The following is a 26806-nucleotide window of genomic DNA, read 5'->3' on the forward strand; positions in this document are numbered from 1 at the left end:
GGGGGCCGGGGGGAGGGGAGGCGGGGGGGGAGGAGGGGGCGGGAGGCGGAGCGGGGTGAGCGGGATAAGCTGGGGCGGAGACAACAGGTGGCGAGGCTGGGGCGGGAGTCGGTGTGGTGCTCAAAATCGGTGGAGCTGCATGACAAAGTGGTCGGGCAGTATCTGAACATAAAACGCGAGCAGTAAGTTGGAGGCATTACCGTTTTTTTTTATCTATAGCTGGTAAGATAATTACGCTCTATAAATATTCATTTTATTAATAATTAAATTTAATCTATATGGAATAATATATGACATGGAATCCGTTGGTGCTGGCGGCGGCGCTGCAAGCTGTACCTGAACAAAATATTGATATAACAAATAGCGAAAACGCATTAATTATTAAAATGAATGATTATGGCGATTTGCAGATCAATATTCTTTTTACTTCTCGCCAGATGATTATCGAAACCTTCATTTGTCCGGTTTGTTATATCAGCAATCCAGATGAATTTAATACCTTTCTATTAAGAAATCAGAAGATTATGCCGCTGTCATCGGTAGGGATCTCCAGTGTGCAACAGGAAGAGTATTACATCGTTTTCGGGGCGTTATCGCTTAAATCTTCCCTTGACGACATTCTGCTGGAGATAACCACACTGGTGGATAACGCCTTGGATCTGGCTGAAATTACTGAAGAATATTCACACTAATTACAAGGATTCGTATGTATGGGGATTTTAAAAAGTTTATTTACGCTGGGTAAATCATTTATCGCACAGGCGGAAGAGTCCATTGAAGAAACCCAGGGTGTGCGGATGCTGGAACAACATATTCGCGACGCTAAAGCTGAACTGGATAAAGCCGGAAAATCTCGCGTCGATCTGCTGGCGCGAGTGAAATTAAGCAACGACAAACTGAAAGATTTACGCGAACGTAAAGCGGGTCTGGAAGCCCGTGCGCTGGAAGCGTTGAGTAAGAACGTTAATCCGTCGTTGATTAACGAAGTTGCTGAAGAAATCGCGCGTCTTGAGAATCTCATTACCGCTGAAGAACAAGTATTGTCGAATCTGGAAGTCTCCCGCGATGGCGTAGAAAAAGCGGTTGCGGCGACGGCACAGCGTATTGCCCAATTTGAACAACAAATGGAAGTCGTTAAGGCCACTGAAGCTATGCAACGTGCGCAGCAGGCTGTGACGACATCTACAGTCGGCGCGTCTTCCAGCGTTTCGACAGCGGCAGAGTCATTAAAACGCCTGCAAACGCGTCAGGCTGAACGTCAGGCTCGACTGGATGCCGCCGCACAGCTGGAGAAAGTCGCAGACGGTCGCGATCTTGACGAAAAGCTGGCGGAGGCCGGAATTGGCGGCACCAATAAAAGCAGTGCCCAGGATGTGCTGGCGAGACTGCAACGCCAACAGGGTGAGTAATTTTTTTGCCAGCCTCACTGCAAGGCTGGCAACTATTTTAAGGATAAAATATGTCTGGTTTTTTCCAGCGCCTGTTTGGCAAGGATGATAAGCCTGCTATCGCTCGCGGTCCGCTGGGACTCCATCTCAATAGTGGTTTCACGCTCGACACGTTAGCGTTTCGTTTGCTGGAAGAGGCATTGCTGATCGAGTTACCGGGTGAAGAATATACCGTGGCCGCCGTCAGCCGCATCGATCTGGGCGGCGGTAGCCAGATTTTCCGCTATTACACTTCCAGCGATGAATTTCTGCAAATCAACACCACCGGCGGCGAAGATATTGATGACATTGATGATATCAAGCTCTTTGTCTATGAAGAGAGCTACGGTATCAGCAAGGAAAGCCACTGGCGCGAGGCGATCAACGCCAAAGCGATGGGGGCGATAACCCTAAACTGGCAGGAAAAACGCTGGCAGCGATTTTTTAACAGCGAAGAACCGGGATATATCGAACCCGTCTACATGCTGGAAAAAGTAGAAAATCAAAACCATGCCAAATGGGAAGTGCATAATTTTACCATGGGCTACCAACGGCAGGTGACCGAAGATACTTACGAATATTTGCTGTTAAATGGTGAGGAATCATTTAACGACCTCGGCGAGCCGGAGTGGCTATTTTCTCGCGCGCTGGGTGTCGATATCCCACTGACATCACTTCATATTATTGGTTAATTACAGGGACGTTTATAATGCATATACTGGATTCACTCCTTGCTTTTAGCGCCTATTTTTTTATCGGCGTAGCTATGGTGATTATCTTTCTTTTTATCTATTCCAAAATTACTCCGCATAATGAATGGCAGTTGATCAAGAATAATAACACTGCGGCGTCGCTGGCGTTCAGTGGCACGTTGTTGGGTTACGTTATTCCATTATCCAGTGCGGCAATCAATGCGGTGAGTATTCCAGATTATTTTGCCTGGGGCGGAATCGCACTGGTGATTCAGTTACTCGTTTTTGCTGGCGTCAGACTTTATATGCCGGCATTAAGCGATAAAATTATTAATCACAACACTGCGGCAGGAATGTTTATGGGAACCGCCGCGCTGGCTGGCGGTATTTTTAACGCAGCTTGTATGACATGGTAATGGACGATCATGGCCAGAAAACGCAAATCAAGAAATAACAGTAAAATTGGTCACGGAGCGATCAGTCGCATTGGTAGACCGAATAATCCTTTTGAACCGCGTCGCAATCGCTACGCACAAAAATACTTAACGTTGGCGCTAATGGGCGGTGCTGCTTTTTTCGTATTGAAAGGATGTGCCGATAGTAGCGACGTCGATAACGACGGCGACGGAACGTTTTATTCGACAGTGCAGGATTGTATTGATGATGGTAATAATTCAGACATCTGTGCGCGTGGCTGGAACAATGCCAAAGCGGCATTTTATGCCGATGTTCCGAAGAATATGACTCAGCAGAATTGTCAGTCTAAGTACGAAAATTGCTACTACGACAATGTTGAACAGAGTTGGATCCCGGTCGTTTCTGGATTTTTGTTAAGCCGGGTGATTCGTAAAGATCGCGATGAGCCGTTCGTCTATAACAGCGGAGGATCCTCATTTGCTTCGCGCCCCGTCTGGCGCAGCACTTCCGGTGATTACTCCTGGCGCTCCGGTTCTGGTAAAAAAGAGTCTTACTCCTCGGGCGGCTTTACCACCAGAAAAGCCTCAACGGTTTCTCGCGGCGGCTATGGTCGTTCTTCCAGCGCCCGTGGGCATTGGGGAGGGTAATTATGCTGAGACATAACGTCCCTGTACGGCAGGATCTTGACCAGATTGCCGCCGACAACGGTTTCGACTTTCATATCATCGATAATGAGATCTATTGGGATGAGAGTCGAGCCTATCGCTTTACTCTGCGCCAGATAGAAGAGCAGATCGAAAAACCAACCGCAGAGTTACATCAGATGTGTCTTGAGGTGGTGGAGCGTGCCGTTAAAGATGAACAGATCCTGACGCAACTGGCGATCCCGCCGTTGTACTGGGATGTGATCGCTGAAAGCTGGCGTGCGCGCGATCCTTCGCTGTATGGCCGTATGGATTTTGCCTGGTGTGGTAATGCGCCGGTGAAGCTGCTGGAGTACAACGCCGATACGCCGACTTCGTTGTATGAGTCGGCATATTTCCAGTGGCTATGGCTGGAGGATGCGCGGCGCAGCGGCGTTATTCCACGTGACGCCGATCAGTACAATGCCATTCAGGAACGCCTGATCTCGCGCTTTAGCGAGCTTTATAGCAGGGAGCCGTTTTATTTTTGCTGCTGTCAGGATACCGACGAAGACCGGACTACCGTGCTGTACTTGCAGGACTGTGCTCAGCAGGCAGGGCAGGAGTCACGGTTTATTTATATTGAAGATCTCGGTCTGGGCGTCGGCGGCGTGTTGACCGATCTTGATGATAACGTCATCCAGCGCGCATTTAAGCTGTATCCGCTGGAGTGGATGATGCGTGACGATAATGGTTCTTTGCTGCGCAAGCGCCGTGAGCAATGGGTGGAGCCGCTATGGAAAAGCATATTGAGCAATAAAGGGTTAATGCCGCTGCTGTGGCGTTTCTTCCCTGGGCATCCTAACCTTCTGGCATCCTGGTTTGAGGGCGAAAAACCGCAGATTGCCGCTGGCGAAAGCTACGTACGTAAACCGATCTACTCGCGCGAAGGTGGTAACGTCACCATTTTCAACGGTCAGAATAATGTCGTTGACCATGCTGATGGTGATTACGCCGATGAACCGATGATCTACCAGGCGTTTCAACCGCTGCCGCGATTTGGCGATAGCTACACACTGATTGGTAGCTGGATTGTCGATGATGAAGCGTGCGGAATGGGGATCCGTGAAGATAACACGCTGATCACTAAAGACACCTCGCGTTTTGTTCCGCATTACATTGCTGGTTAAGAATGTTTTAGCAATCTCTTTCTGTCAGGAATCCGTGGCAGTGACCATACTAATGGTGACTGCCATTGATGGAGGGAGACACAGTGCACTGGCAAACTCACACCGTTTTCAATCAACCGATACCATTAAATAACAGCAACTTATACCTGTCTGATGGCGCGCTCTGCGAAGCGGTAACGCGTGAAGGTGCTGGCTGGGATAGCGATTTTCTTGCCAGTATTGGTCAGCAACTAGGAACGGCTGAATCCCTTGAACTGGGGCGGCTGGCAAATGTGAATCCGCCTGAATTGTTGCGCTACGATGCGCAGGGACGCCGTCTGGACGATGTGCGTTTTCACCCTGCCTGGCACCTGCTGATGCAGGCGTTATGTACCAATCGGGTGCACAATCTGGCCTGGGAAGAAGACGCTCGCTCTGGCGCATTTGTGGCGCGGGCGGCGCGTTTTATGTTACACGCGCAGGTTGAGGCCGGATCGTTATGCCCGATAACCATGACCTTTGCCGCCATGCCATTGTTGTTACAGATGCTACCTGCGCCGTTTAAGGACTGGAGCACGCCGTTGTTGAGCGATCGCTACGATTCCCACCTATTACCCGGCGGGCAAAAACGCGGCCTGTTGATTGGCATGGGAATGACGGAAAAGCAGGGCGGCTCTGATGTTATGAGCAATACCACTCGGGCAGAACGTCTGGAAGATGGCTCTTATCGGCTGGTGGGGCATAAATGGTTTTTCTCGGTGCCGCAAAGCGATGCGCATCTGGTGCTGGCGCAGACCACGGGTGGTTTGTCCTGCTTTTTTGTGCCGCGCTTTCTGCCTGATGGGCAACGGAATGCGATTCGCCTGGAGCGGCTGAAAGACAAGCTGGGTAATCGCTCCAACGCCAGTTGCGAAGTGGAGTTTCAGGATGCCATCGGTTGGTTATTGGGTCAGGAAGGAGAAGGTATTCGCCTGATCCTGAAAATGGGCGGGATGACGCGTTTTGATTGCGCCTTGGGTAGCCATGCCATGATGCGCCGTGCATTCTCGCTGGCGATTTATCATGCACATCAACGCCATGTTTTTGGTAATCCATTGATCCAACAGCCCCTTATGCGTCATGTCTTAAGTCGCATGGCACTTCAGCTTGAAGGGCAAACGGCGTTGCTGTTTCGTCTTGCGCGAGCGTGGGATCGGCGTGCCGATGCTAAAGAAGCCCTGTGGGCGCGCCTATTCACTCCAACGGCGAAGTTTGTGATTTGCAAAAGTGGTATGCCGTTTGTGGCCGAAGCGATGGAGGTGCTGGGCGGCATTGGTTATTGCGAGGAGAGCGAGCTGCCGCGTCTTTACCGGGAGATGCCGGTAAATAGCATCTGGGAAGGCTCTGGCAACATCATGTGTCTGGATGTTCTGCGTGTGCTCAATAAGCAGGCTGGTGTATACGATTTACTGGCGGAAGCGTTTATGGAAGTGAAAGGGCAGGATCGCTATTTTGATCGCGCGGTTCGTCGATTACAGCAGCAACTGCGCAAACCGACTGAAGAGCTTGGGCGAGAGATCACTCATCAGCTATTCCTGCTGGGTTGCGGCGCACAAATGTTGAAATATGCTTCACCGCCAATGGCGCAGGCGTGGTGTCAGGTGATGTTAGATACGCGCGGCGGCGTACGATTGTCAGAGCAGATCCAGAATGATTTATTACTGCGGGCGACGGGAGGTATGTGTTTGTAAGCGTTCATGCGTGATGCGATGCTGTTTTCGCTTCACTAAATGAAGTGTATGAGATTTGTAGGCCGGATAGGGCGCAGGCGCCGCATCCGGCATTGTTCATTCGATGTTGATGACATTCATGCATACAGTATCGCCTGTACACGCCAGTTATCGGGCTGCTGGTCTTCGTACATGGTAATAATGCGATACCATGACGCCCCCTGTTCATCGGCCTTTAACGCCACGATACGTTCCACGTCCTGCGGATCCCCTGAAATATTGCTAACCGAGATCTGACCTATTTCATTCAGGCCCGTCACGCAGTCAGCACTGGCGAATTCTGCAGACTGTGCCGTGGCGCTCGCAGGATAAGTCACTAATTGTAGCGAGGGTGAGGCAAGTAATTGTTTCATCGTCAGCTCCATTTTTCGTTTCCCCACATGTTGCAGGGCATTCCATCGCGGTAATAAACGCCCGAGCTTCCAGTCGGTAATTTATTGTGCACAGGTAAACGCATAGGGACGCAAAGCAATGTAAAGCTTACTATGTAAGTTGTCTGATTTATTTACGGTATAAAATGGCTTGTGAATACCACTGTCCTGTCACGATGGTTTCATCCACCATGACGACAACGTAATAATCAGCTTTTGCAGCGACAGCTTTCGCCCTGATTTCTGCTAATGCGTCATCCGGAGAACCCCGAACCATCGTGCTTACGCTACCTATTCGCTGCAACCCCTGGGTTTGGTCGCGGCGAATTTCTTGCGGATGGTCTGTTACTGGTGGTGCTGGCTGTGGCGTACCTTGCAGTGCGCTACAGGCGCTTAACATCAACACCAATAATAAACTGGCAAACCGGGAAATAACGCTATTACGTTTCCTGCTAACCATAGTGTAGTGCCTTATTAATTTAACTTTGGGGGAATGTTCCCGAATTGTTACCTGGTACGCGATTTTCGAATGAAAACGTGGCGAAAGCGTAATCCACATCTCAACATTATGAACTAATACTGCCAGCAGAAACTTGTGCTAAGGATTTGTTCATGTCATACCAGACCCAAAGGAGAAACAGATGATTGAATTAGAATCGCGCGTGCTGGCAGATATTCCCGTTCTTCACGCTTATCCCACAGGGCAAAAAGAAACCCCGTTACCATGCGTGATTTTTTATCACGGCTTTACTTCATCCAGCCTGGTGTATAGCTATTTTGCCGTCGCGCTGGCGCAGACTGGTTTGCGGGTGATTATGCCGGATGCGCCCGATCACGGTAGCCGTTTTAGTGGCGACGCACCGCGACGGTTAAATCAATTCTGGCAAATCTTGCTACAAAGTATGCAGGAGTTCACTACCTTACGTGCGGCAATAGCCGAAGAAAAATGGCTGCTTGATGAACGTCTGGCGGTTGGTGGCGCATCGATGGGCGCGATGACGGCGCTGGGGATTACCGCTCGCCACCCAACGGTGAAATGTACTGCCAGTATGATGGGCTCGGGCTATTTCACATCGCTTGCCCGTTCACTGTTTCCACCGCTAATACCTGAAACGGCAGCACAACAGAATGAATTTAATAATGTTATTGCGGCACTGGTGGAGTGGGAAGCGACAAACCACCTGGAACAACTCGGGGACAGGCCGCTCCTGCTGTGGCATGGCCTTGACGATGATGTAGTGCCTGCCGACGAATCACTACGTTTGCAGCAGGCATTAAGAGAAACGGGACGGGATAAACAGTTAACCTGTTCATGGCAGCCAGGCGTGCGCCACCGTATTACACCCGAGGCGTTAGATGCCGCTGTGACATTTTTCCGCCAACATCTTTAAACACGCAGAATGCTGACCCCTTGCGCTTCCAGTTGTTGCAGGATTTCTGGGTTAGCATTTTTGCCGGTGATCAGCATATCGATTTGATCGGCACGGCTAAAGAGCATCCCCGCGCGTTCGCCAATCTTGCTGCTATCAACCAGTACCACCAGTTTCCCTACTACACTCAGCATTTTCTGTTCTGCCATCGCCGTCAGCATATCAGTTTTATACAATCCTTCCGCTGTTAGTCCTTTGCCACTGGTAAACATCCAGTGCCCGGCATAGAGGCTGTTTTCGCTGCCCTGTGGGCTTAAGGTGATGGACTGACTTTTGTTGTATTGCCCGCCCATGATGATCACGCTGTCATGTTCCTGATCGATCAGGTAATTCGCCAGCGGCAGATAATTAGTGATAATTTGCACTGGCTTGCCACACATTTCCCGCCCAAGCAGGAATGCGGTGGAACCGCAGTTGATGACCACGCTTTCGCCCGGATTGACCAGCTGCGAGGCCGCTTTAGCGATACGTACCTTTTCATCGTGATTTTGCGCCTGATGCAGATTCATCGGCGTCCAGCGCGGTCGCTGCTGGGTAATGGCTTCTGCGCCATTGCGCACTTTTTTCAGTTTGCCGCTTTCGTCGAGTTTATTGATATCACGCCGCGCGGTAGCTGGCGAAATTCCCAGACGCTCAACGACTTTCTCAACAGTCACAAAGCCCAGTTGTGCGAGCATTTCCAGGAGGATTTGATGTCTTTGTGCTTCAGTCATGAGCTATTCCGATAAAATTTGATTTTTTTAGATGATATTTGAAATAGCCAGGAAATACTACGCCGGATAGCGCGAACATCTCTACGCTATCCGGTATAAACGACACGATTACAGGAACGATTTGAACGGCAGATCCGGTTCAATAGTGAAGCAATCGTCAAAACCACGCGGATAGTGGTACTCGAAGTTGTCTTTATCCAGTGGCCAGGTGAACTTGCCACCAACCTGCCAGATAAACGGCTTGAAGCCATACTTCAGGCGGTCTTTTTTCATTTCCCACAGCACGCGGATCTCTTGCGGATCGGCCTGGAAGTTTGACCAGATATCGTGGTGGAACGGGATAACCACTTTCGCATTCAGGGCTTCACCCATACGCAGCATATCGGCACTGGTCATTTTGTCGGTAATACCGCGCGGGTTCTCACCGTACGATCCTAACGCCACGTCGATCTGATGCTCGTTACCGTGCTTCGCATAGTAGTTAGAGTAGTGGGAATCGCCGCTGTGATAAAGGGAACCGCCAGGCGTTTTGAACAGGTAGTTCACCGCGCGATCGTCCATACCATCTGGCAGTACGCCCGCCGCTTTTTGATCCGCAGGCAGGGTAATCAGTGCAGTACGATCAAACGCGTCAAGCGCATGAATTTCAATGTCTTTCACTTTTACTACATCGCCTGGTTTGACCACGATGCAACGTTCTTTCGGCACGCCCCAGCCAATCCATAAATCCACGCAGGTTTTCGGCCCGATAAACGGTACGTCATCAGCGCAGTTTTGTATCACGGCGGCTGCCACGTTCACGTCGATATGATCGTTGTGATCGTGCGTCGCCAGCACGGCGTCGATTTGGCGAATAGCAAACGGATCTAGAACAAACGGCGTGGTACGCAGGTTTGGTTGCAGTTTTTTCACGCCCGCCATGCGCTGCATCTGGTGACCCTGTTTCATCAGCGGGTTGCCGTGGCTTTGTTTGCCAGTACCGCACCAGAAATCGACGCAAACGTTGGTGCCACCTTCTGATTTCAACCAGATCCCGGTACAGCCGAGCCACCACATCGAGAATGTGCCTGGTGCGACCTGCTCCTGTTCAATTTCTTCATTCAGCCAGCTACCCCACTCCGGGAAAGTACTCAGGATCCAGGATTCACGGGTGATACTTTTCACTTTACTCATCGCCATTTACCTTCATGATGGTTCAATTCGAATCAATAATTGATTTGTTTTGATTAATCCTGACACTATTTTTTCAGGAAGGCAATGACCATTTTTTGACTTTTGGCCTGGGAAGTTGTTGTGAATTTTGGCTGTGGAAAGATTTAATGGAATGTGCAATAAAGTTAACTTAATGAATTTAAATGATTAATTGTTTCTTTATGTGAATCGCATACTTTCGTTGTGGAATTATTTGCGTGTCGCGTCACATTTAATCATAAATAATCTTGTTGTGATTACTTTTGAAAATTAGAGTGAGTACACAACATTCCGGGTGTGTGGAATACCCGGTTACCTCTTCTTCAGGAGATCGTTATGGAGATCCTCTACAACATCTTTACCGTGTTTTTTAACCAGGTCATGACCAATGCCCCATTGTTGCTGGGTATTGTGACCTGTCTGGGCTACATCCTGCTGCGCAAAAGTGTCAGCGTGATTATCAAAGGTACGATTAAAACCATTATTGGTTTCATGTTGTTGCAGGCAGGATCCGGCATCCTTACCAGCACCTTCAAACCGGTAGTGGCGAAAATGTCGGAAGTTTATGGCATTAACGGTGCGATTTCAGATACCTATGCCTCAATGATGGCGACCATCGAACGTATGGGTGATGCCTATAGCTGGGTGGGTTATGCGGTGCTGTTGGCTCTGGCGTTGAACATCTGTTACGTGCTGCTGCGTCGAATTACTGGCATTCGTACCATCATGCTGACTGGTCACATTATGTTCCAGCAGGCAGGGCTGATTGCGGTAACGCTGTTTATCTTCGGCTACTCCATGTGGACGACCATTATCTGCACTGCGATTCTGGTTTCGCTCTATTGGGGCATCACCTCCAACATGATGTACAAGCCGACTCAGGAAGTGACGGACGGCTGCGGTTTCTCCATTGGTCACCAGCAGCAGTTTGCATCATGGATTGCCTACAAAGTCGCGCCGTTCCTGGGCAAGAAAGAGGAGAGTGTTGAAGACCTCAAACTGCCAGGTTGGCTGAATATTTTCCACGACAACATTGTCTCCACGGCGATTGTGATGACCATCTTCTTTGGCGCCATTCTGCTTTCCTTCGGTATCGACACCGTACAGGCGATGGCAGGCAAAGTGCACTGGACGGTCTATATCCTGCAAACCGGTTTCTCCTTTGCGGTAGCGATTTTCATCATCACTCAGGGCGTGCGCATGTTTGTGGCGGAACTCTCTGAAGCGTTTAACGGTATCTCCCAGCGCCTGATCCCGGGTGCGGTTCTGGCGATTGACTGTGCGGCTATCTATAGCTTCGCGCCGAACGCCGTGGTCTGGGGCTTTATGTGGGGCACCATCGGTCAGCTGATTGCGGTTGGCATCCTGGTTGCCTGCGGCTCTTCGATCCTGATTATTCCTGGCTTTATCCCAATGTTCTTCTCCAACGCCACTATCGGCGTGTTCGCTAACCACTTTGGCGGCTGGCGCGCGGCGCTGAAGATTTGTCTGGTGATGGGGATGATCGAAATCTTTGGCTGTGTCTGGGCGGTGAAACTCACCGGTATGAGCGCCTGGATGGGCATGGCGGACTGGTCAATTTTGGCACCGCCGATGATGCAGGGCTTCTTCTCCATCGGTATCGCTTTTATGGCCGTCATCATTGTCATTGCACTGGCTTATATGTTCTTCGCTGGCCGCGCACTGCGCGCAGAAGAAGATGCAGAAAAACAACTGGCAGAACAGTCTGCTTAATAAGGAGTTTTGATTATGACCGTACGTATTCTGGCTGTGTGTGGCAACGGACAAGGTAGTTCCATGATCATGAAGATGAAAGTGGATCAGTTTTTAACCCAGTCGAACATCGACCACACGGTAAACAGCTGCGCGGTTGGCGAATACAAAAGCGAGTTGAGCGGCGCGGATATCATCATCGCTTCTACGCATATTGCGGGCGAAATCACCGTTACCGGCAACAAATATGTCGTTGGTGTGCGCAACATGCTCTCTCCTGCCGACTTTGGCCCGAAACTGCTGGAAGTGATCAAAGAACATTTCCCGCAGGACGTGAAGTAAGGACGCGCCATGAAATTACGTGATTCGCTGGCGGAAAATAAATCCATTCGTCTGCAGGCCGAAGCTGAAACCTGGCAGGACGCGGTGAAAATCGGCGTTGATCTGCTGGTGGCTGCGGATGTCGTCGAGCCGCGTTACTACCAGGCGATTCTGGATGCGGTTGAACAGCACGGCCCGTACTTCGTGCTCGCACCAGGCCTGGCAATGCCGCACGGACGCCCGGAAGAGGGCGTTAAGAAAACCGGCTTTGCACTGGTGACGCTGAAAAAGCCGCTGGAGTTCAACCACGAAGATAACGACCCGGTAGATATCCTCATCACCATGGCGGCGGTCGATGCCAACACTCACCAGGAAGTGGGCATCATGCAAATCGTCAACCTGTTTGAAGATGAAGAGAATTTCGACCGTTTACGCGCCTGCCGTACCGAGCAGGAAGTACTGGATTTAATTGACCGCACTAACGCGGCTGCTTAAGAAGGAATTGAAGATGTCATTACCCATGTTGCAAGTCGCGCTGGACAACCAGACTATGGATAGCGCCTACGAAACCACTCGCCTGATTGCCGAAGAAGTCGACATTATCGAAGTGGGCACCATTCTGTGCGTGGGCGAAGGCGTGCGTGCGGTTCGCGATCTGAAAGCACTCTACCCGCATAAAATTGTGCTGGCAGACGCCAAAATTGCCGATGCGGGCAAAATCCTTTCTCGTATGTGCTTCGAAGCCAACGCTGACTGGGTGACCGTGATTTGCTGCGCGGATATCAACACCGCCAAAGGCGCGCTGGACGTGGCGAAAGAGTTTAACGGTGATGTGCAGATTGAACTGACCGGTTACTGGACCTGGGAACAGGCGCAGCAGTGGCGTGACGCAGGCATTGGGCAGGTGGTTTATCATCGCAGCCGTGACGCGCAGGCCGCCGGCGTGGCCTGGGGCGAAGCGGACATTACCGCGATCAAACGCCTTTCCGATATGGGCTTCAAAGTGACCGTCACCGGTGGCCTGGCGCTGGAAGATCTGCCGCTGTTCAAAGGCATTCCGATTCATGTGTTTATCGCAGGTCGCAGCATCCGTGATGCCGCTTCTCCGGTTGAAGCCGCACGTCAGTTCAAACGTTCCATCGCCGAACTGTGGGGCTAAGGAGCGGATATGTTGTCCAAACAAATCCCGCTTGGCATCTATGAAAAAGCACTCCCCGCCGGGGAGTGCTGGCTGGAACGGCTGCAACTGGCAAAAACGTTAGGCTTCGATTTTGTCGAGATGTCGGTGGATGAAACTGACGATCGCCTGTCGCGCCTCGACTGGAGCCGCGAGCAGCGTCTGGCGCTGGTGAATGCGATTGTTGAAACCGGCGTGCGCGTGCCGTCCATGTGCCTTTCTGCTCATCGTCGTTTCCCGCTGGGCAGTGAAGATGACGCGGTGCGGGCGCAGGGGCTGGAGATCATGCGTAAAGCTATCCAGTTCGCCCAGGACGTCGGCATTCGCGTGATCCAGCTGGCGGGCTATGACGTTTACTATCAGGAAGCCAATAACGAAACGCGTCGTCGTTTTCGTGACGGTCTGAAAGAGAGCGTTGAGATGGCAAGCCGCGCGCAGGTGACGCTGGCAATGGAGATCATGGATTACCCATTGATGAACTCCATCAGCAAGGCGCTGGGCTACGCGCACTATCTCAACAACCCGTGGTTCCAGCTCTACCCGGATATCGGCAACCTGTCGGCGTGGGACAACGATGTGCAGATGGAATTGCAGGCCGGAATAGGGCATATCGTCGCGGTGCATGTGAAAGACACCAAACCGGGCGTCTTCAAAAACGTGCCCTTTGGTGAAGGCGTGGTGGATTTCGAACGTTGCTTTGAAACGCTCAAACAGAGTGGTTATTGCGGGCCTTACCTGATTGAGATGTGGAGTGAAACGGCGGAAGACCCGGCGGCGGAAGTGGCGAAAGCGCGTGATTGGGTGAAAGCGCGCATGGCCAAAGCAGGTATGGTGGAGGCGGCATAATGCAAAAGCTGAAACAGCAGGTGTTTGAAGCCAATATGGATCTGCCGCGTTACGGGCTGGTGACCTTTACCTGGGGCAACGTTAGCGCCATTGATCGCAAGCACGGGCTGGTGGTGATCAAGCCCAGCGGTGTCGCCTACGAAACCATGAAAGCGGACGATATGGTGGTGGTCGATATGAGCGGCAAGGTGGTGGACGGTCAGTATCGCCCCTCATCAGACACCGCGACGCATCTCGAACTCTACCGCCGTTACCCGTCGCTTGGCGGCATCGTGCATACCCACTCCACTCATGCCACCGCATGGGCGCAGGCGGGGCTGGCAATTCCGGCGTTAGGCACCACGCACGCTGACTACTTCTTTGGCGACATCCCGTGTACGCGTGGATTAAGCGAAGAAGAGGTGCAGGGCGAGTATGAACTGAACACCGGCAAAGTGATTATCGAAACGCTGGGCGATGCCGAGCCGCTGCATACACCGGGAATTGTGGTGTATCAGCACGGACCATTTGCCTGGGGGAAAGATGCTCACGATGCGGTGCATAACGCGGTCGTGATGGAAGAAGTGGCGAAGATGGCGTGGATTGCGCGCGGCATTAACCCGCAGCTTAATCCCATCGACAGCTACCTGATGAATAAACACTTCATGCGTAAGCATGGTCCCAATGCCTATTACGGGCAGAAGTAAAACACGTGCTGCGGAAATTTCCTTCTTCGGGAGATAACTGGTCTGATTCCGCAGCCGTTTTCAAAAAAAGCCCCCTGAGAAGGGGGCAAAGCAAACTATGGCAATGTTTCGTTGGTTATACCTGGTGCTAGCGATAAATATCCGCGCTGGCGTGCATGTTGCCGTTACTCCCCGGTTCCCGCATCAGAATCACGTGGTAGTACGTTGCGCCTTGCGCATCTGTCTCTTCATTCAGTGCCTGGCGAGCTTCACTTTCAGTGGCGAAGTTATGGTTGATATAAATCACGCCTAAGCTCTGTACGTCGTCCATATTTCTGGCCTGGTGGTTATTAATTTCAATGGCTGCCCATGTATTTGCACTTAGCAAAAGCACAGCCAGAAGGGCTAAAACACGGCTGAACATAGATACCTCCTCGACGGCTGTCTTTGTGTGCTCTCCTCTGTGATGATCTTCTGATTTAATTTTAATCAATGATAAAGAAGTTGATGGTGACCATTTCTGATGCAGTTGTTCAAAAAAACACCGTAATGGAATGTGATGAACTTCAAATCAGCGGGTTAGTACGATTTGGCGAAAGGTGAGATTTATTTGTCGGCTGGCCTTGAGTTTAGCGGGGTATACCAGTACTATAACGCGTCATTTTTCAGCCGCCCTTTAACACGTTCCTTGCCTCCATGGGCTGCGGCTGACCCAGACAGGAGGCTGAATAATCCGTAAGGAGCAATTCGATGCGTCATTACGAAATCGTTTTTATGGTCCATCCTGACCAGAGCGAACAGGTTCCGGGCATGATCGAGCGCTACACTGCTGCCATCACTGGTGCAGAAGGCAAGATCCACCGTCTGGAAGACTGGGGCCGCCGTCAGCTGGCTTACCCGATCAACAAACTGCACAAAGCTCACTACGTTCTGATGAACGTTGAAGCGCCGCAGGAAGTGATCGATGAGCTGGAAACTACCTTCCGCTTCAACGACGCCGTTATCCGTAGCATGGTAATGCGTACTAAGCACGCCGTTACCGAAGCATCTCCGATGGTTAAAGCGAAAGACGAGCGCCGTGAGCGTCGCGATGACTTCGCAAACGAAACCGCTGATGATGCTGAAGCTGGGGATTCTGAAGAGTAATTTCTGATGACCAACCGTCTGGTGTTGTCCGGCACCGTGTGCAGGACTCCCCTTCGAAAGGTCAGTCCATCAGGAATTCCTCACTGCCAGTTCGTGCTTGAGCATCGTTCTGTGCAGGAGGAAGCCGGTTTTCACCGGCAGGCGTGGTGCCAAATGCCCGTTATCATTAGCGGACACGAAAACCAGGCCATTACTCACAGTATAACGGTCGGCAGTCGCATAACCGTTCAGGGGTTCATTTCATGCCACAAGGCAAAGAACGGACTGAGCAAAATGGTTTTGCATGCCGAGCAGATTGAATTGATAGATTCTGGAGACTAGCCATATGGCACGTTATTTCCGTCGTCGCAAGTTCTGCCGTTTCACCGCGGAAGGCGTTCAAGAGATCGACTATAAAGATATCGCTACGCTGAAAAACTACATCACCGAAAGCGGTAAGATTGTCCCAAGCCGTATCACCGGGACCCGTGCAAAATACCAGCGTCAGCTGGCTCGCGCTATCAAACGCGCTCGCTACCTGTCCCTGCTGCCGTACACTGATCGCCATCAGTAATCGGTCACGGTCCATTAATACGACTTTGAGAGGATAAGGTAATGCAAGTTATTCTGCTTGATAAAGTAGCAAACCTGGGTAGCCTGGGTGATCAGGTAAACGTTAAAGCGGGCTATGCTCGTAACTTCCTGGTACCGCAGGGTAAAGCTGTTCCAGCTACCAAGAAAAACATTGAATTCTTCGAAGCACGTCGCGCTGAACTGGAAGCTAAACTGGCTGAAGTTCTGGCAGCAGCTAATGCTCGCGCTGAGAAAATCAATGCACTGGAAACTGTTACCATCGCGTCTAAAGCTGGCGACGAAGGTAAACTGTTCGGTTCCATCGGTACTCGCGACATCGCTGACGCTGTAACTGCAGCTGGCGTTGAAGTGGCTAAGAGCGAAGTTCGTCTGCCGAACGGCGTTCTGCGTACCACTGGCGAACACGAAGTGAGCTTCCAGGTTCACAGCGAAGTATTCGCGAAAGTGATCGTAAACGTAGTAGCTGAATAATTCGTTATTCAACGAGACGTAAAAACGCCGACCATTGGTCGGCGTTTTGCTTTATAGCGAAAGCGTTACAACTGGAGTATAACGCTCTGATATCTATTAATTAGCTTGTCGCTAGCTGTACTTGCGGTTCTTCATCTTTAACTTTGATAAGCGTCCACAATGCAATAGCGCCAATAATGTCAAAGAAAGCCAGAGCAATAAAGAACGGTGCGAAGCCGATAATGTGAACGAATGCCCCGATGAACAGGTTGAAAATCAACTGACCGCTCCACGCACAGGCTCCAGCCATACCCACTGCGGTAGCCACTTCGTCTTTTTTGAACAGATCGCCGCCCAGAGTTGCTGCCACAGTAGAAAGGCATTGATGCGAGAACGCGCCAATACTAATCAGTAACACGGCAATGTAGGGATTTTCGACAATACTCACCAGACCAATCGTCATCATAATGACGGCAGCGATAGTGAAGGTAATTCTTCGTGAATTGATTAAACTCACGCCGCGATCATGGAAGAACTTCGCGACAAAACCACTGGCTAAACAGCCAAGGTCGCCCAACAGGAAAGGTAGCCAGACGAACATCGCAATTTCTTTCAGGCTAAAATGCAGCGTTTCAACAAAGAAAATTGGCACCCAGAAGTTAATGGTTCCCCATGCCGGGTCAGCGAGAAAACGCGCGATGCCAATCCCCCAGAAATTACGTTGGCTGAGGATATGCTTGATTGATGTTTTTTCTTTCTTATCTGTTTTAAGATGCTGTTCTTGCCCTGATTCAATATAGTGGCGCTCTTCATCAGAAAGGCGTTTGGCATCTTTTGGATCTTTATAACAAAAGAACCAAAATAAAGCCGCGAGCAAAGCAAGGCTACCTGAGACAATAAACGCAAATTGCCAGCTATGAAACATAATGCACCAGGCAATTAGCGGTGGTGCAAGCATCGCGCCGAGTGAGGTGCCCATATTGAAAACACCTGTTGCCACGCCACGCTCTTTTGCCGGGAACCATGTTGATGCGGTTTTTACACCGGCCGGAATTGCCGACGCTTCGCTGAAACCCATCAGGGCGCGCATAAATGCCAGACCTGACCATGTTCCGGTCAGCGCATGACCCATTGTTGCCAGCCCCCATACTGCGGCGCAAATCGCAAAACTCAATTTCAGACCAACAGTGTCAATAAAGAATCCCATTACCGGTTGACCCAATGTATAGGCCAACTGGAATGCACTGACAATCCATGAATATTGCTCTTTGGTTATTCCAGTTGTCTCCATAATAGTTGGAGCTGCAATACCTAACGCCGTTCTGTCCAGATAATTGATTACAGTGATAAAGCATACGAGGGCAATCATATGCCACCGGTAATTCTTTATTTTATTCATGTTTAAACCTTTTAATTATATTAATAAACCCTGGTTGTTGGTAATTCCGTGTAATAGTTAATAAAAATCAGGTACAGAGAACATATTAAAAATTATTGTGTGTAAATCTCTCCCTTTAGAAAATCTGGCCAGTTTTTTTCAAAGTAAATACCATTAATACGCGGTAGCACACGTAACGACTTCACTTCAGTAATAAAAGAGTCTTGTGAATAATGAATAGTTAATTTGTTATTTTTATCGTCAGCGAGTTCAGAGCGAAAATGCCATTCTTCTTTTGCACCCTGACGAGTTTGCGGTAGACATTCGCCTTGTGGATCAATAACCATCCGCGCCCCACGGCTGCCGCCGCCTGCATCAATATAATGCGTCAACTGTGTCAATACGGCGGCAGACGTCAGCGCCATATGCCGCCACATAAATAGCTCGGCAATTTCGCCAACATGGTTGATGGTCAAACCGTGTTGTTGCACAAACTCACTTAACAGCAGGGCGTCACGGGCGGCGTGACGAACTTTATCGGCATGACAAATAAATCCGGCGTAATCAGACATTCGCGCCTGGATTTTTTCTTTCACCGCAGCCAGCGCCATTCCATTTTCGTTTGCCAGCGCCTGAGTGATGATCTCTCTGATTGAATTTAGTGCCGGAGATGCCAATTGTGCGACATCATCTTCAACAGATCGCTTTTGTGTGCAGCCAATAAAACGCGCCAGACGCACGGCAAAAACTTGTCCGGCATTCAGCGCCGCGCCGCCAGGTCGGGTAACACCGTGAGTTCCGGCGACTTCTCCCACCGCAAAACAACCGGGCAGAGAAGTTTGCCCCCAGATATCAACCTCAATGCCGCCATTCATATGCTGATTATTCATGGCAAACTGCAACGGCTGTGTGGTGAGATCGTAACCGTGCATCTTATACAGCGAGATGGACAGCGGATTCATTCGTTGCAGGCGTTCGATGGGCGATGGCGCCAGAGCATCGTTATTTTCCAGATACGTGCGAACGTCGTCGTCCAGTCGATCTAATGAGAATGGCAAATCACCAGGCACCGCTTCAGGATTTCGCTTGAAATCCATAAAAACCTGGCGGCCTGATTGCTGCTCTTGCGCCACTGCCATATCCAACAAGCTGGAGCCAAAACCCATCACCCGCGTGGCGTGGAACGGCCACTGATAGCCTTTACGGAAGATGTTTGAAGCCAGTTCCTGGGTGGTGCGATAGTAATCCGCGAGGAAGTTATACTCGTTGCCCTCGGCATCCACGGAATAGATATACGGGATCACCTGCACATAGGTGCCGGACAAATTCCACGGAAACGTGCTGCGCGGCGTGCCTATACCAAACTGGCTTTCGGTCAGATTGGTTAGCGTCAGACCTTCTTCCAGCGCCAGCCCCAGCGAGCCAAAGCATTTATGCGGATAAACACTGTCGCGATAAAGCTCGCCCGGCCCGCCTGTTGCCAGTACCACATTGGGCGCAGTGACAATTGCCAGCCCCCACGGGTTATGGGCGCGGGAACCGGTTGCGAGGATAGCCCCGGCCACACGATCTTCGCCGTTTTCACCGCGTTGATGCAGCAGTTTAATCACCGTTGCACTGGTCAACAGTGGGATGGCGAGGCGCTGCACTTCTTCGAGCAATACTTTCACCATCAGACGAGAAGTGCGCGGCCCACAGGAGGTTGCGCGTCCGGCTTCGTCATGGTCGGTCTGATAACGGAGAATTGCACCATAGCGATCTTCCGGTAATTCCAGACCGAGATATTGCAGCCCGCCAAGGGTATGTAGGGAACCGACCGCTTCGACATACGCCGTGTCGTGATCCATCGCACCGCCGCTCGCCAGTGCTTCAGCAAGTTTTGCGAAGTTATCGCCGTTGCCCGCCGTTGCGGCGGTAAACAGCGTCTGTTTATCGGAACCGGAGCAGGCCGATGTTCCCATGTATAACCCGGCGGTGGCGATTAGCACATTTTGCTGGCGACGTTTCAGTTCAACCGCCGCACGTAATCCTGCCGCGCCGCTACCAACGACCAGAGCATCAACTTGCCAGAGTGGGTAATCAACACCGTCCACCGTGACAATTGACGTTGGCTCTGCTGACACAAAACCCTTCGGGAAAGTGACGTGCGTCAGCGCATCGAGGATGGCGTCATCAGTCTGGCTCATGCGTCCTCCATTGGCGTAAACAGGCTACTTTCCATCAGGCGCGGCTGGTTGATAATTGGACGGAAAGCCATGAACGGCAGAATGTCGCGGTCAATCTCCACGCCCGGCGCGATTTCAATTAATTCAACGCCTTCTGCCGTTAACTGGAATACCGCACGTTCAGTGATATACAGTACTTCCTGACCGCTTTGCTGTGCGTAGGCGGCGCTAAAGGTGATTTTTTCCACCTGAGTAACCAGTTTAGGGATTTGACCTGACTGGGCGATATGCAAGCCATCTGGTGTTACATCAATCTTGCTGCCTTTGGCGTCGAACGTGCCGCAGAACACCACCTTACGGGCGTTTTGCGCAATTTCGAGAAATCCACCGGGGCCGATTAAATTGCCGTTCAGGTGTGAGACGTTGACGTTACCATGTTGATCCATCTCGCCCATGCCGAGGAAAGTAATGTCGATGCCGCCGCCGCTGTAGAACTCGAATTGATCCAGCGAAGGGATAATGGCGTCGGCGTTACGGGCGCAGCCGAAAAACGCGTCATCCAGCATCATACCGTTATGCACGCCTTGCTCGACGCTTAGCCATAAACTTTGGTAAGGAACGCCTTCACGCAGCGCAACCCCAGGAATACCGCCGGGGATACCAAAGCCAAAGTTGGTTGAAGCGCCTGCCACCAGCTCGCGCGCTGCCCGACGGGCAATTAAGCGACGTACCGGATGACTAACCAGTTCAATAGCGTCGTTAGAACCCAGACGGCGATGTTGACCGCTGATCGTCAGGTCGTAACCGCCAAGATAGGTTTGCGGTTGTTCGCGGTATTCAACGATGCCATCAACCAGAATCCCCGGTAATTTGACCCGACGTGGTTCAATAGCGCCAGCTTCCAGTACATCGCGCACCTGTACGAACACTTTGCCACCGCTGTTGTGTGCTGCCAGCGCCATCGAATAGCTATCCATATCAATCGCTTCTTCTTCGAGGCTGACGTTGCCACGCGGGTCGGCATAAGTGCCCCGCAAAATGGCATAGTCCACTTTGAAAGGGCGATAGCGGAGTTTGGTTTCGCCATCAATTTCGATCAGTTCTACCAGATCCTCGGTGGTGCAAGCGTTCGACTTTCCGCCGCCATTGCGTGGATCAACAAATGATCCCAGGCCAACGTGGGTAAAAAGTCCCGGACGTCCGGCACCAATTTCCCGCAGCAATGCCTGAATCACACCGCCTGGGAAGCAGTAGGCTTCAATGGCATTGTTCTTCACCAGTTCCTGCATTTTGGGCGACCAGGTAAAGTGTCCGGCAATAATGCGTTTGAGCATTTCAGCATGAGCGAAGCGGTTCGTGCCTTTGCAGTCGCGATCGCCAATGCCCAGCGAGTGGATTAGCGTCAGGTCGCGTGGATGTCCGGTTTGCAGGAAGCGCGCTTCAATGGCTGCCAAAATATGGTCGGCTTCCACCATGCCGCCGCCGTTACCGCTAATGGCAATGGTTGCACCATCCTGAATTTGCGCCGCCAGTGCCTCGGCGGTTGTTATCTTACGCATACAATTTCCTTATTGATTATGGAAGCTCACGCTACTTTTTTCGGCAAATGCCTGCGTCGCCTGCTGGCAATCCTGAGTGGCGGACATTAATCCAGCCAGTAACTGGTGTGGGTATTCAGCGTGTTTATTTTCCAGTGCCAGAATCAGCTGCTTAATATGCGCCAGTGCCACCGGACCACATTTTTCCAGCTGCGCTAACTGGTTCGCCATCCAGCTTTCCACCTGTTCTTTTTCTACTACTTCATCAATTAAATTCGCCGCCTGGGCTTCATGCGCCGTCAGACGTTTACCTAGCATCAGCATCTGGCGACCGACCACCGGGCCGACCTGATTAAGCACGCGTTCAATGCCCATCCAGCCAGGCACCATGCCGAGCATGACTTCCGGGTTAGAAAATTTCGCGCTGGGGCGAGCGATTCGAATATCGCAGCACAAGGCAAGTTCAATACCGCCGCCGATGGTATGACCGTTGAGATTCGCAACCGTTAATTGCGGTAAATTGCGCAGGCGATTAAAAACGTCATTACCGCGTTTAATCCATTTTCTGCCCATATCTAATGGCGAATAGGCCGACCACGATTTAATATCACCGCCCGCACAAAAGAATTTATCGCCGGTTGCCGTTAATTCGACTAATCGTAATGTGGTGTCGTTTTCAATTTCATTTAAATAATGGTCGAGAGATTCAATCATCTCTTCGTTAATAGCATGACATTTATCTTCACGGTTCAACGTCAGACGGCAGGAAGCCGCCGCTCTGCTGAACAGAACGGGTTGGTCACTCATGATTATTCCTTAGCAATAATGCGCGATGCGATCGACGCTAATATCCAGCGTGCTGTTAATATCTTTCTGCCACCAGTACGGTGAGAATATTTCCAGTTCAATAGCGCCATTAAATCCGGCGTTTTCAACCAGTCGACGAATTGACGGAATATTTATCACGCCATCTCCCGGCATTCCCCGGTCATTGACCAGATCGGTGGTCGGCACTAACCAGTCGGAAACATGAAATGCGAGAATACGTTTTCCGGCGCGCCGGATCTGGCTGGCCAGATCCGGATCCCACCAGACATGGTAAACATCCACAGCCACGCCGAGGCCAAATTCGCCATCGGGATCGAGTTCATCACACCAGTCCAGCGCCTGGCGTAACGTGCACAAACAAGAGCGATCGGCGGCGGTCATTGGGTGCAGTGGCTCCAGCGCAATCGGCACGCCAACTTCTTTCGAATGTGGCAGTAACTGGCGTATCCCTTGTTTCACCTGTTCCCGTGCTTCATACAGATCTTTTGTGCCCTGGGGTAAGCCGCCAACCACCTGCATATAACAGGCGGCGTTCAGCACCGCTGCGTCGTCCAGCGCCCGGCGGTTATCATCAATCGCCAGTTTGCGCTCTGCCAGCGTCGGCGCGGTGTAGTAGGTGCTACGACATAAACCGGAAACGCTCATGTTACTGGCGGCAAGCTGACGGGCGATCTGCTGAAGATCTTCGCCCTGCAACTCTCTGCGCCAGGGGGCGATCGCACCTATACCGCGTGCGGCGCAGGCATCAATAATGGCGGGTAGCGGGGTTTTATAGCCCAGCGTCGCGGTATTGATGCTGAATAAATCCGGGCGTTGTAACAGATCTCTCATGGTTCAGCCTCAGAAACGCGGCATACTTAAGCCACCGTCGATGGCGACGGCCTGACCACAGGTGTAAATCAGTTTGCCTTCCGCCATCGCGCGGACAGTGGAGGCGATATCAGCCGGATAACCCCAACGTCCCCACGGCACCAGTCCCTTAGCGATCAGTTCGTCGTAATAAGCCGTTGCCGGAATAGTCATATCGGTTTTGATTAGACCAGGGCGCACTTCATAGACGCCAATTTGTTCGTTGCAAAGGCGAGCGGCAAACAGACGAGCAGCGGCAGAAACGACGGTTTTAGCGATGGTATATTCGCCGCGATTCATCGCCAGCATGATGGCGTTGATTGAGCTGACAAAAATAATCGAGCGGTGCGGGAATTCTGTTTCTGGTTTTGGCTGTGCGAGCAGACGTTTACTGAATGCCTGTGCGAGGAAGAACGGCGCGCGGGTGTTAATAGCAATGTTTTGGTCGAAACTGTCTGGTTCGAGGTCGAGGAGATCACCGCGTTTTTTCACAGAAATGCCCGCGTTATTGAGCAGGCAGTCCAGACGCCCCCACTGATTTTGCGCCGCGTCGAGCATCTCTTCATGCAGGGAGAGATCGCCAACATCGGCAGAGAAGCAAATCACTTCCACGCCTTCTGCCATACATTCCTGTTGCGTGGCATGTAATTTTTCTACGCTGTCGGCATCGGGGCGATCGTTAATCAACAGATTAAATCCGCCACGGGCAAGCTCCAGCGCACACCCCTTACCAATGCCACGTGCGGCTCCAGTGATGACGGCAACAGGACGAGTGGATTTCATACAATAGCTCTCTTTTTGAATATTGTTTCCCTAAGTGACGATTAGCTTGCGACGTGCGGCAAGAAAGATCAACCATCTGGTTGGTTGATATGCGATAGTGATCACAGGACATTTGATAACCCGATGAAAGTACGAGTTTTTAGCCTTTTTACTGGAGCTTCTAATTAATCGGGTTAAGATAGTCATCTTGAAGAGGTCGTGGGGAAGCGTTATGTATCTTGATACCAGCAACGTACAGAGCCTGAAGGAAAAGCTGCTGTTATGTGCGGTTAATGAATTTGCCGAATATGGTTACGAAGGAGCCAGAGTCGATAATATTGTTAAGGCCGCAGGGTGCAGTAAACAGACGGTTTATCACCACTTTGGTAATAAAGAAAATTTATTTATCGAAGTGCTGGAATATACCTGGAACGATATTCGACAAAAAGAAAAATCCCTGGATGTTTCAGGTCTTCCTCCACAAAAAGCAATTGAAAAAATCATCGATTTTACCTGGGATTATTACATTGCTAACCCCTGGTTTTTAAAAATTGTGCATAGTGAAAACCAGAGTAAAGGTGTGCATTATGCAAAATCACAGCGTCTTTTAGAAATTAACCATGCGCACTTGCAGTTAATGGAATCTTTGTTGGCTGAAGGGAAGAGACTCAATATTTTTAAGGCTGATATCGACCCGTTGCAGGTGAATATTAATATTGCCGCGCTCGGGGGATATTATTTGATCAACCAGCATACGCTTGGCCTGGTTTATCACATCAGTATGGTTTCACCGCAGGCGCTGGAAGCCAGACGTAAGGTCATCAAAGAGACGATCCTTAGCTGGCTTCTCGTTGACCCTTCATCTACCGCGCACGAATAAAACTGCCATCCGGCTGGCGGGTAAACAGAACCTGTTGATTATTCCCCGTATCAATGGTTAAGCCCGTCACTACGCCGCTGGCGTTCTGGCGGATTTGTACCAATTGCCCATTTTGCAAATTACTTAGCGGCTTGCCCGCGCCTTCGACCTGCGCCATCGCATAGACATCGGTAGCGGGTAGTCCGTGGTCGCGGAACAATTGCGCCATCGTTTTACCCGGTTCGACACGATAAGAGCGCCACTGATTATCAATTCCACCATCTGGCTGGAAAGGTTGCGTTTGCGAAGTTTGTGGCTGATCTTCCGGCTGGCCTTCCTGTATCGGTTCAGGGGCGACCGGAGCCACCTGATCAGGATCATTTTGTGGGGTAACTAATTGCGCCCGCAGTTGTTCTTCCGTTGGCGGTTGTGATTGCGACTGAATATCCAGCTGCGCTTCACGCGTCACCACCGGCGCGTTGGGCGTATCATCAGACGGAAGCAGAAAACCGACCACCAATACAATGGCGGCAATAATGATCCCCCGACGATGCATCGGCGGCAGCGGGTCCATGAAGCGAAAATTGTCCGGCGCGTGCCAGACTTTCTCCAGGGTTGGTTTTAGTTCAAAGCGCCCGGGCATGGTTTCCTCCTGCTCCGCGTCTTGTTCCTCAATTATAGCCTATGAATAAGCTAACGCTATGATGTCCGTGGTAAACCCGCCTTTATTATATTCATACGGGATATTGCTATTGTTTCTTTTTCCCCGTGATTTGTCATCATTCCCGCGACAAAGTTTTACCCAAGGAAGTGTGGCTGATATGCTGCCGCTACTTTATACCCGAAGAAAGGAAATACGATGACCACTCCAACTTTTGATACCATCGAAGCGCAAGCAAGCTACGGTATTGGTTTGCAGGTAGGGCAACAACTGAGTGAATCTGGTCTGCAAGGGCTGCTGCCAGAAGCACTGGTTGCGGGCATTGCCGATGCGCTGGAAGGTAAACATCCGGCTGTTCCGGTTGATGTGGTGCACCGCGCGCTGCGTGAAATTCACGAACGTGCTGATGCCGTTCGTCGTCAGCGTTTCCAGGCGATGGCTGCCGAAGGTGTGAAATACCTCGAAGAAAACGCCAAAAAAGAGGGCGTGAACAGCACCGAATCTGGCCTGCAATTCCGCGTGATCAATCAGGGCGAAGGCGCAATTCCTGCGCGCACCGACCGCGTTCGCGTTCATTACACCGGTAAGCTGATCGACGGTACTGTATTTGACAGCTCCGTTGCCCGTGGTGAGCCGGCTGAATTCCCGGTTAACGGCGTGATCCCAGGCTGGATTGAAGCACTGACTCTGATGCCGGTGGGTTCTAAATGGGAACTGACCATCCCGCAGGAACTGGCTTATGGCGAGCGTGGCGCAGGCGCGTCCATCCCTCCGTTCAGCACCCTGGTGTTTGAAGTCGAACTGCTGGAAATCCTCTAAGCAGCGCATTCTGTTCCCCTCGAGCCAGAGGGGAGCAGGCATTCAGCAATAACCCCTTCAGTTTGCCAAACGACGCTATTTTGTGTTGCAAAGACCACGTAAGCGTGTATTTTTGTGAGCTGTTTCGCGTTATCACCGTGATATGACACTCACTTTAAACATTAAATTAACATTAGATCTAAATCTTAGTATTCATCCCGCGTATTGTTACCTAATATCGATGAGTCCCGATACAGATTCGTCGTATCATAGAC

The 26806-nt window shown here is 51.0% G+C and carries 33 protein-coding genes; 21 read left to right on the top strand and 12 right to left on the bottom strand.

Annotated elements, in window-relative coordinates:
- The 8 genes from A7589_RS11010 to A7589_RS11045 all read left to right on the top strand — a co-directional run.
- On the top strand, positions 1 to 186 hold a 186-nt coding region (locus tag A7589_RS11010), incomplete at its 5' end, for an IS1 family transposase (protein WP_235613311.1).
- A 104-nt stretch (positions 187 to 290) separates the two neighbouring features.
- Positions 291 to 692, top strand: coding sequence for a YjfI family protein (locus A7589_RS11015; RefSeq protein ID WP_000220145.1), 402 nt, complete (start codon positions 291 to 293; stop codon positions 690 to 692).
- An 18-nt stretch (positions 693 to 710) separates the two neighbouring features.
- On the top strand, positions 711 to 1409 hold the full coding sequence (locus A7589_RS11020) for a PspA/IM30 family protein (RefSeq protein WP_000511940.1): 699 nt from the start codon (positions 711 to 713) through the stop codon (positions 1407 to 1409).
- Between the two features lie 50 nt (positions 1410 to 1459).
- Positions 1460 to 2119, top strand: coding sequence for a YjfK family protein (locus A7589_RS11025; RefSeq protein ID WP_105282472.1), 660 nt, complete (start codon positions 1460 to 1462; stop codon positions 2117 to 2119).
- Positions 2120 to 2136: 17 nt separating this feature from the next.
- Positions 2137 to 2535, top strand: coding sequence for a DUF350 domain-containing protein (locus tag A7589_RS11030; protein ID WP_000547757.1), 399 nt, complete (start codon positions 2137 to 2139; stop codon positions 2533 to 2535).
- A 9-nt stretch (positions 2536 to 2544) separates the two neighbouring features.
- On the top strand, positions 2545 to 3183 hold the full coding sequence (locus A7589_RS11035) for a DUF1190 domain-containing protein (RefSeq protein WP_000101664.1): 639 nt from the start codon (positions 2545 to 2547) through the stop codon (positions 3181 to 3183).
- 2 nt (positions 3184 to 3185) lie between these two features.
- The gene (locus tag A7589_RS11040) at positions 3186 to 4349 is read left to right on the top strand and encodes a glutathionylspermidine synthase family protein (protein WP_000943939.1); all 1164 of its coding nucleotides are present in this window, start codon (positions 3186 to 3188) and stop codon (positions 4347 to 4349) included.
- Between the two features lie 83 nt (positions 4350 to 4432).
- Positions 4433 to 6058 (top strand): isovaleryl-CoA dehydrogenase, encoded by a 1626-nt coding sequence (locus tag A7589_RS11045; protein WP_010357341.1) that lies wholly within the window; start codon positions 4433 to 4435, stop codon positions 6056 to 6058.
- Positions 6059 to 6174: 116 nt separating this feature from the next.
- Here the strand turns inward: A7589_RS11045 and yjfN are convergent, their stop codons facing one another.
- Both yjfN and bsmA read right to left on the bottom strand, forming a co-directional pair.
- Positions 6175 to 6450, bottom strand: a complete 276-nt coding sequence (gene yjfN / locus A7589_RS11050) for a DUF1471 family protease activator YjfN (RefSeq protein ID WP_000811566.1) — start codon at positions 6448 to 6450, stop codon at positions 6175 to 6177.
- 148 nt (positions 6451 to 6598) lie between these two features.
- Complete coding sequence (gene bsmA, locus A7589_RS11055) at positions 6599 to 6928, bottom strand: biofilm peroxide resistance protein BsmA (RefSeq protein WP_000254627.1); 330 nt, start codon at positions 6926 to 6928, stop codon at positions 6599 to 6601.
- 181 nt (positions 6929 to 7109) lie between these two features.
- Here bsmA and yjfP point away from each other — a divergent pair, with 181 nt between their 5' ends.
- The gene (gene yjfP, locus A7589_RS11060) at positions 7110 to 7859 is read left to right on the top strand and encodes an esterase (protein ID WP_000571045.1); all 750 of its coding nucleotides are present in this window, start codon (positions 7110 to 7112) and stop codon (positions 7857 to 7859) included.
- On the opposite strand, the gene ulaR is transcribed toward yjfP, so the two are convergent.
- Both ulaR and ulaG read right to left on the bottom strand, forming a co-directional pair.
- Positions 7856 to 8611, bottom strand: coding sequence for an HTH-type transcriptional regulator UlaR (gene ulaR / locus A7589_RS11065; protein WP_000133631.1), 756 nt, complete (start codon positions 8609 to 8611; stop codon positions 7856 to 7858). The genes yjfP and ulaR overlap by 4 nt on opposite strands.
- Positions 8612 to 8719: 108 nt before the next feature.
- Complete coding sequence (gene ulaG / locus A7589_RS11070; protein ID WP_010357344.1) at positions 8720 to 9784, bottom strand: L-ascorbate 6-phosphate lactonase; 1065 nt, start codon at positions 9782 to 9784, stop codon at positions 8720 to 8722.
- Between the two features lie 354 nt (positions 9785 to 10138).
- Here ulaG and ulaA point away from each other — a divergent pair, with 354 nt between their 5' ends.
- The 6 genes from ulaA to ulaF are packed head-to-tail and all read left to right on the top strand — an operon-like array spanning position 10139 to position 14545.
- A complete protein-coding gene (gene ulaA, locus A7589_RS11075) occupies positions 10139 to 11536 on the top strand; it encodes a PTS ascorbate transporter subunit IIC (protein WP_001355100.1) in 1398 nt (465 codons plus the stop codon).
- 15 nt (positions 11537 to 11551) lie between these two features.
- On the top strand, positions 11552 to 11857 hold the full coding sequence (gene ulaB, locus A7589_RS11080; RefSeq protein ID WP_000218362.1) for a PTS ascorbate transporter subunit IIB: 306 nt from the start codon (positions 11552 to 11554) through the stop codon (positions 11855 to 11857).
- 9 nt (positions 11858 to 11866) lie between these two features.
- Positions 11867 to 12331, top strand: coding sequence for a PTS ascorbate transporter subunit IIA (gene ulaC, locus A7589_RS11085; RefSeq protein ID WP_000776505.1), 465 nt, complete (start codon positions 11867 to 11869; stop codon positions 12329 to 12331).
- Between the two features lie 13 nt (positions 12332 to 12344).
- The gene (gene ulaD, locus A7589_RS11090; RefSeq protein ID WP_000056749.1) at positions 12345 to 12995 is read left to right on the top strand and encodes a 3-keto-L-gulonate-6-phosphate decarboxylase UlaD; all 651 of its coding nucleotides are present in this window, start codon (positions 12345 to 12347) and stop codon (positions 12993 to 12995) included.
- Positions 12996 to 13004: 9 nt separating this feature from the next.
- Entirely contained in the window at positions 13005 to 13859 is an 855-nt protein-coding gene (gene ulaE / locus A7589_RS11095) for an L-ribulose-5-phosphate 3-epimerase UlaE (protein WP_000949498.1), read from the top strand.
- Positions 13859 to 14545: an L-ribulose-5-phosphate 4-epimerase UlaF gene (gene ulaF / locus A7589_RS11100; protein ID WP_001170834.1), complete on the top strand. Its 687-nt coding sequence runs from the start codon at positions 13859 to 13861 to the stop codon at positions 14543 to 14545. Before ulaE ends, ulaF begins: the two co-directional genes overlap by 1 nt.
- Before the next feature lie 127 nt (positions 14546 to 14672).
- Here ulaF and yjfY read toward each other — a convergent pair whose 3' ends face one another.
- The gene (gene yjfY / locus A7589_RS11105; RefSeq protein WP_000492914.1) at positions 14673 to 14948 is read right to left on the bottom strand and encodes a DUF1471 family protein YjfY; all 276 of its coding nucleotides are present in this window, start codon (positions 14946 to 14948) and stop codon (positions 14673 to 14675) included.
- A gap of 326 nt (positions 14949 to 15274) precedes the next feature.
- On the opposite strand from yjfY, the gene rpsF reads away from it, so the two are divergent.
- Genes rpsF through rplI form a run of 4 tightly spaced genes read left to right on the top strand, consistent with a single transcriptional unit; the run spans position 15275 to position 16714 of the window.
- Positions 15275 to 15670, top strand: coding sequence for a 30S ribosomal protein S6 (rpsF, locus tag A7589_RS11110; protein ID WP_001216676.1), 396 nt, complete (start codon positions 15275 to 15277; stop codon positions 15668 to 15670).
- A gap of 6 nt (positions 15671 to 15676) precedes the next feature.
- Positions 15677 to 15991 (top strand): primosomal replication protein N, encoded by a 315-nt coding sequence (gene priB / locus A7589_RS11115; protein WP_016159978.1) that lies wholly within the window; start codon positions 15677 to 15679, stop codon positions 15989 to 15991.
- Between the two features lie 4 nt (positions 15992 to 15995).
- Positions 15996 to 16223, top strand: coding sequence for a 30S ribosomal protein S18 (gene rpsR, locus A7589_RS11120; RefSeq protein ID WP_000135199.1), 228 nt, complete (start codon positions 15996 to 15998; stop codon positions 16221 to 16223).
- A gap of 41 nt (positions 16224 to 16264) precedes the next feature.
- Positions 16265 to 16714, top strand: coding sequence for a 50S ribosomal protein L9 (rplI, locus tag A7589_RS11125; RefSeq protein WP_001196062.1), 450 nt, complete (start codon positions 16265 to 16267; stop codon positions 16712 to 16714).
- A gap of 100 nt (positions 16715 to 16814) precedes the next feature.
- Here the strand turns inward: rplI and A7589_RS11130 are convergent, their stop codons facing one another.
- From A7589_RS11130 to A7589_RS11155, 6 genes are all read right to left on the bottom strand, one after another.
- The gene (locus A7589_RS11130) at positions 16815 to 18092 is read right to left on the bottom strand and encodes an MFS transporter (protein ID WP_001033619.1); all 1278 of its coding nucleotides are present in this window, start codon (positions 18090 to 18092) and stop codon (positions 16815 to 16817) included.
- Between the two features lie 92 nt (positions 18093 to 18184).
- Positions 18185 to 20257, bottom strand: a complete 2073-nt coding sequence (locus A7589_RS11135) for an FAD-dependent oxidoreductase (protein ID WP_108188834.1) — start codon at positions 20255 to 20257, stop codon at positions 18185 to 18187.
- Entirely contained in the window at positions 20254 to 21795 is a 1542-nt protein-coding gene (locus tag A7589_RS11140) for an acyl CoA:acetate/3-ketoacid CoA transferase (RefSeq protein ID WP_001226968.1), read from the bottom strand. The genes A7589_RS11135 and A7589_RS11140 overlap by 4 nt, the downstream gene beginning before the upstream one ends.
- Before the next feature lie 9 nt (positions 21796 to 21804).
- Positions 21805 to 22581, bottom strand: a complete 777-nt coding sequence (locus A7589_RS11145; protein ID WP_016159981.1) for an enoyl-CoA hydratase/isomerase family protein — start codon at positions 22579 to 22581, stop codon at positions 21805 to 21807.
- 9 nt (positions 22582 to 22590) lie between these two features.
- Positions 22591 to 23433, bottom strand: coding sequence for a sugar phosphate isomerase/epimerase family protein (locus A7589_RS11150; protein ID WP_001205236.1), 843 nt, complete (start codon positions 23431 to 23433; stop codon positions 22591 to 22593).
- 9 nt (positions 23434 to 23442) lie between these two features.
- On the bottom strand, positions 23443 to 24234 hold the full coding sequence (locus tag A7589_RS11155; RefSeq protein ID WP_108188835.1) for a 3-ketoacyl-ACP reductase: 792 nt from the start codon (positions 24232 to 24234) through the stop codon (positions 23443 to 23445).
- A gap of 211 nt (positions 24235 to 24445) precedes the next feature.
- Between A7589_RS11155 and A7589_RS11160 the strand changes: the two genes are divergently transcribed.
- Entirely contained in the window at positions 24446 to 25093 is a 648-nt protein-coding gene (locus tag A7589_RS11160; protein WP_021551493.1) for a TetR/AcrR family transcriptional regulator, read from the top strand.
- Here the strand turns inward: A7589_RS11160 and ytfB are convergent.
- Entirely contained in the window at positions 25077 to 25715 is a 639-nt protein-coding gene (gene ytfB, locus A7589_RS11165) for a cell division protein YtfB (protein WP_001119466.1), read from the bottom strand. The genes A7589_RS11160 and ytfB overlap by 17 nt on opposite strands.
- Positions 25716 to 25931: 216 nt before the next feature.
- On the opposite strand from ytfB, the gene bamJ reads away from it, so the two are divergent.
- Positions 25932 to 26552, top strand: a complete 621-nt coding sequence (gene bamJ / locus A7589_RS11175; protein WP_000211237.1) for a BamJ family beta-barrel-assembly machinery protein — start codon at positions 25932 to 25934, stop codon at positions 26550 to 26552.
- Positions 26553 to 26806 lie beyond the last annotated feature (254 nt).

Source organism: Escherichia sp. MOD1-EC6475 (genome assembly GCF_003046645.1).
Lineage (GTDB): Bacteria > Pseudomonadota > Gammaproteobacteria > Enterobacterales > Enterobacteriaceae > Escherichia > Escherichia ruysiae.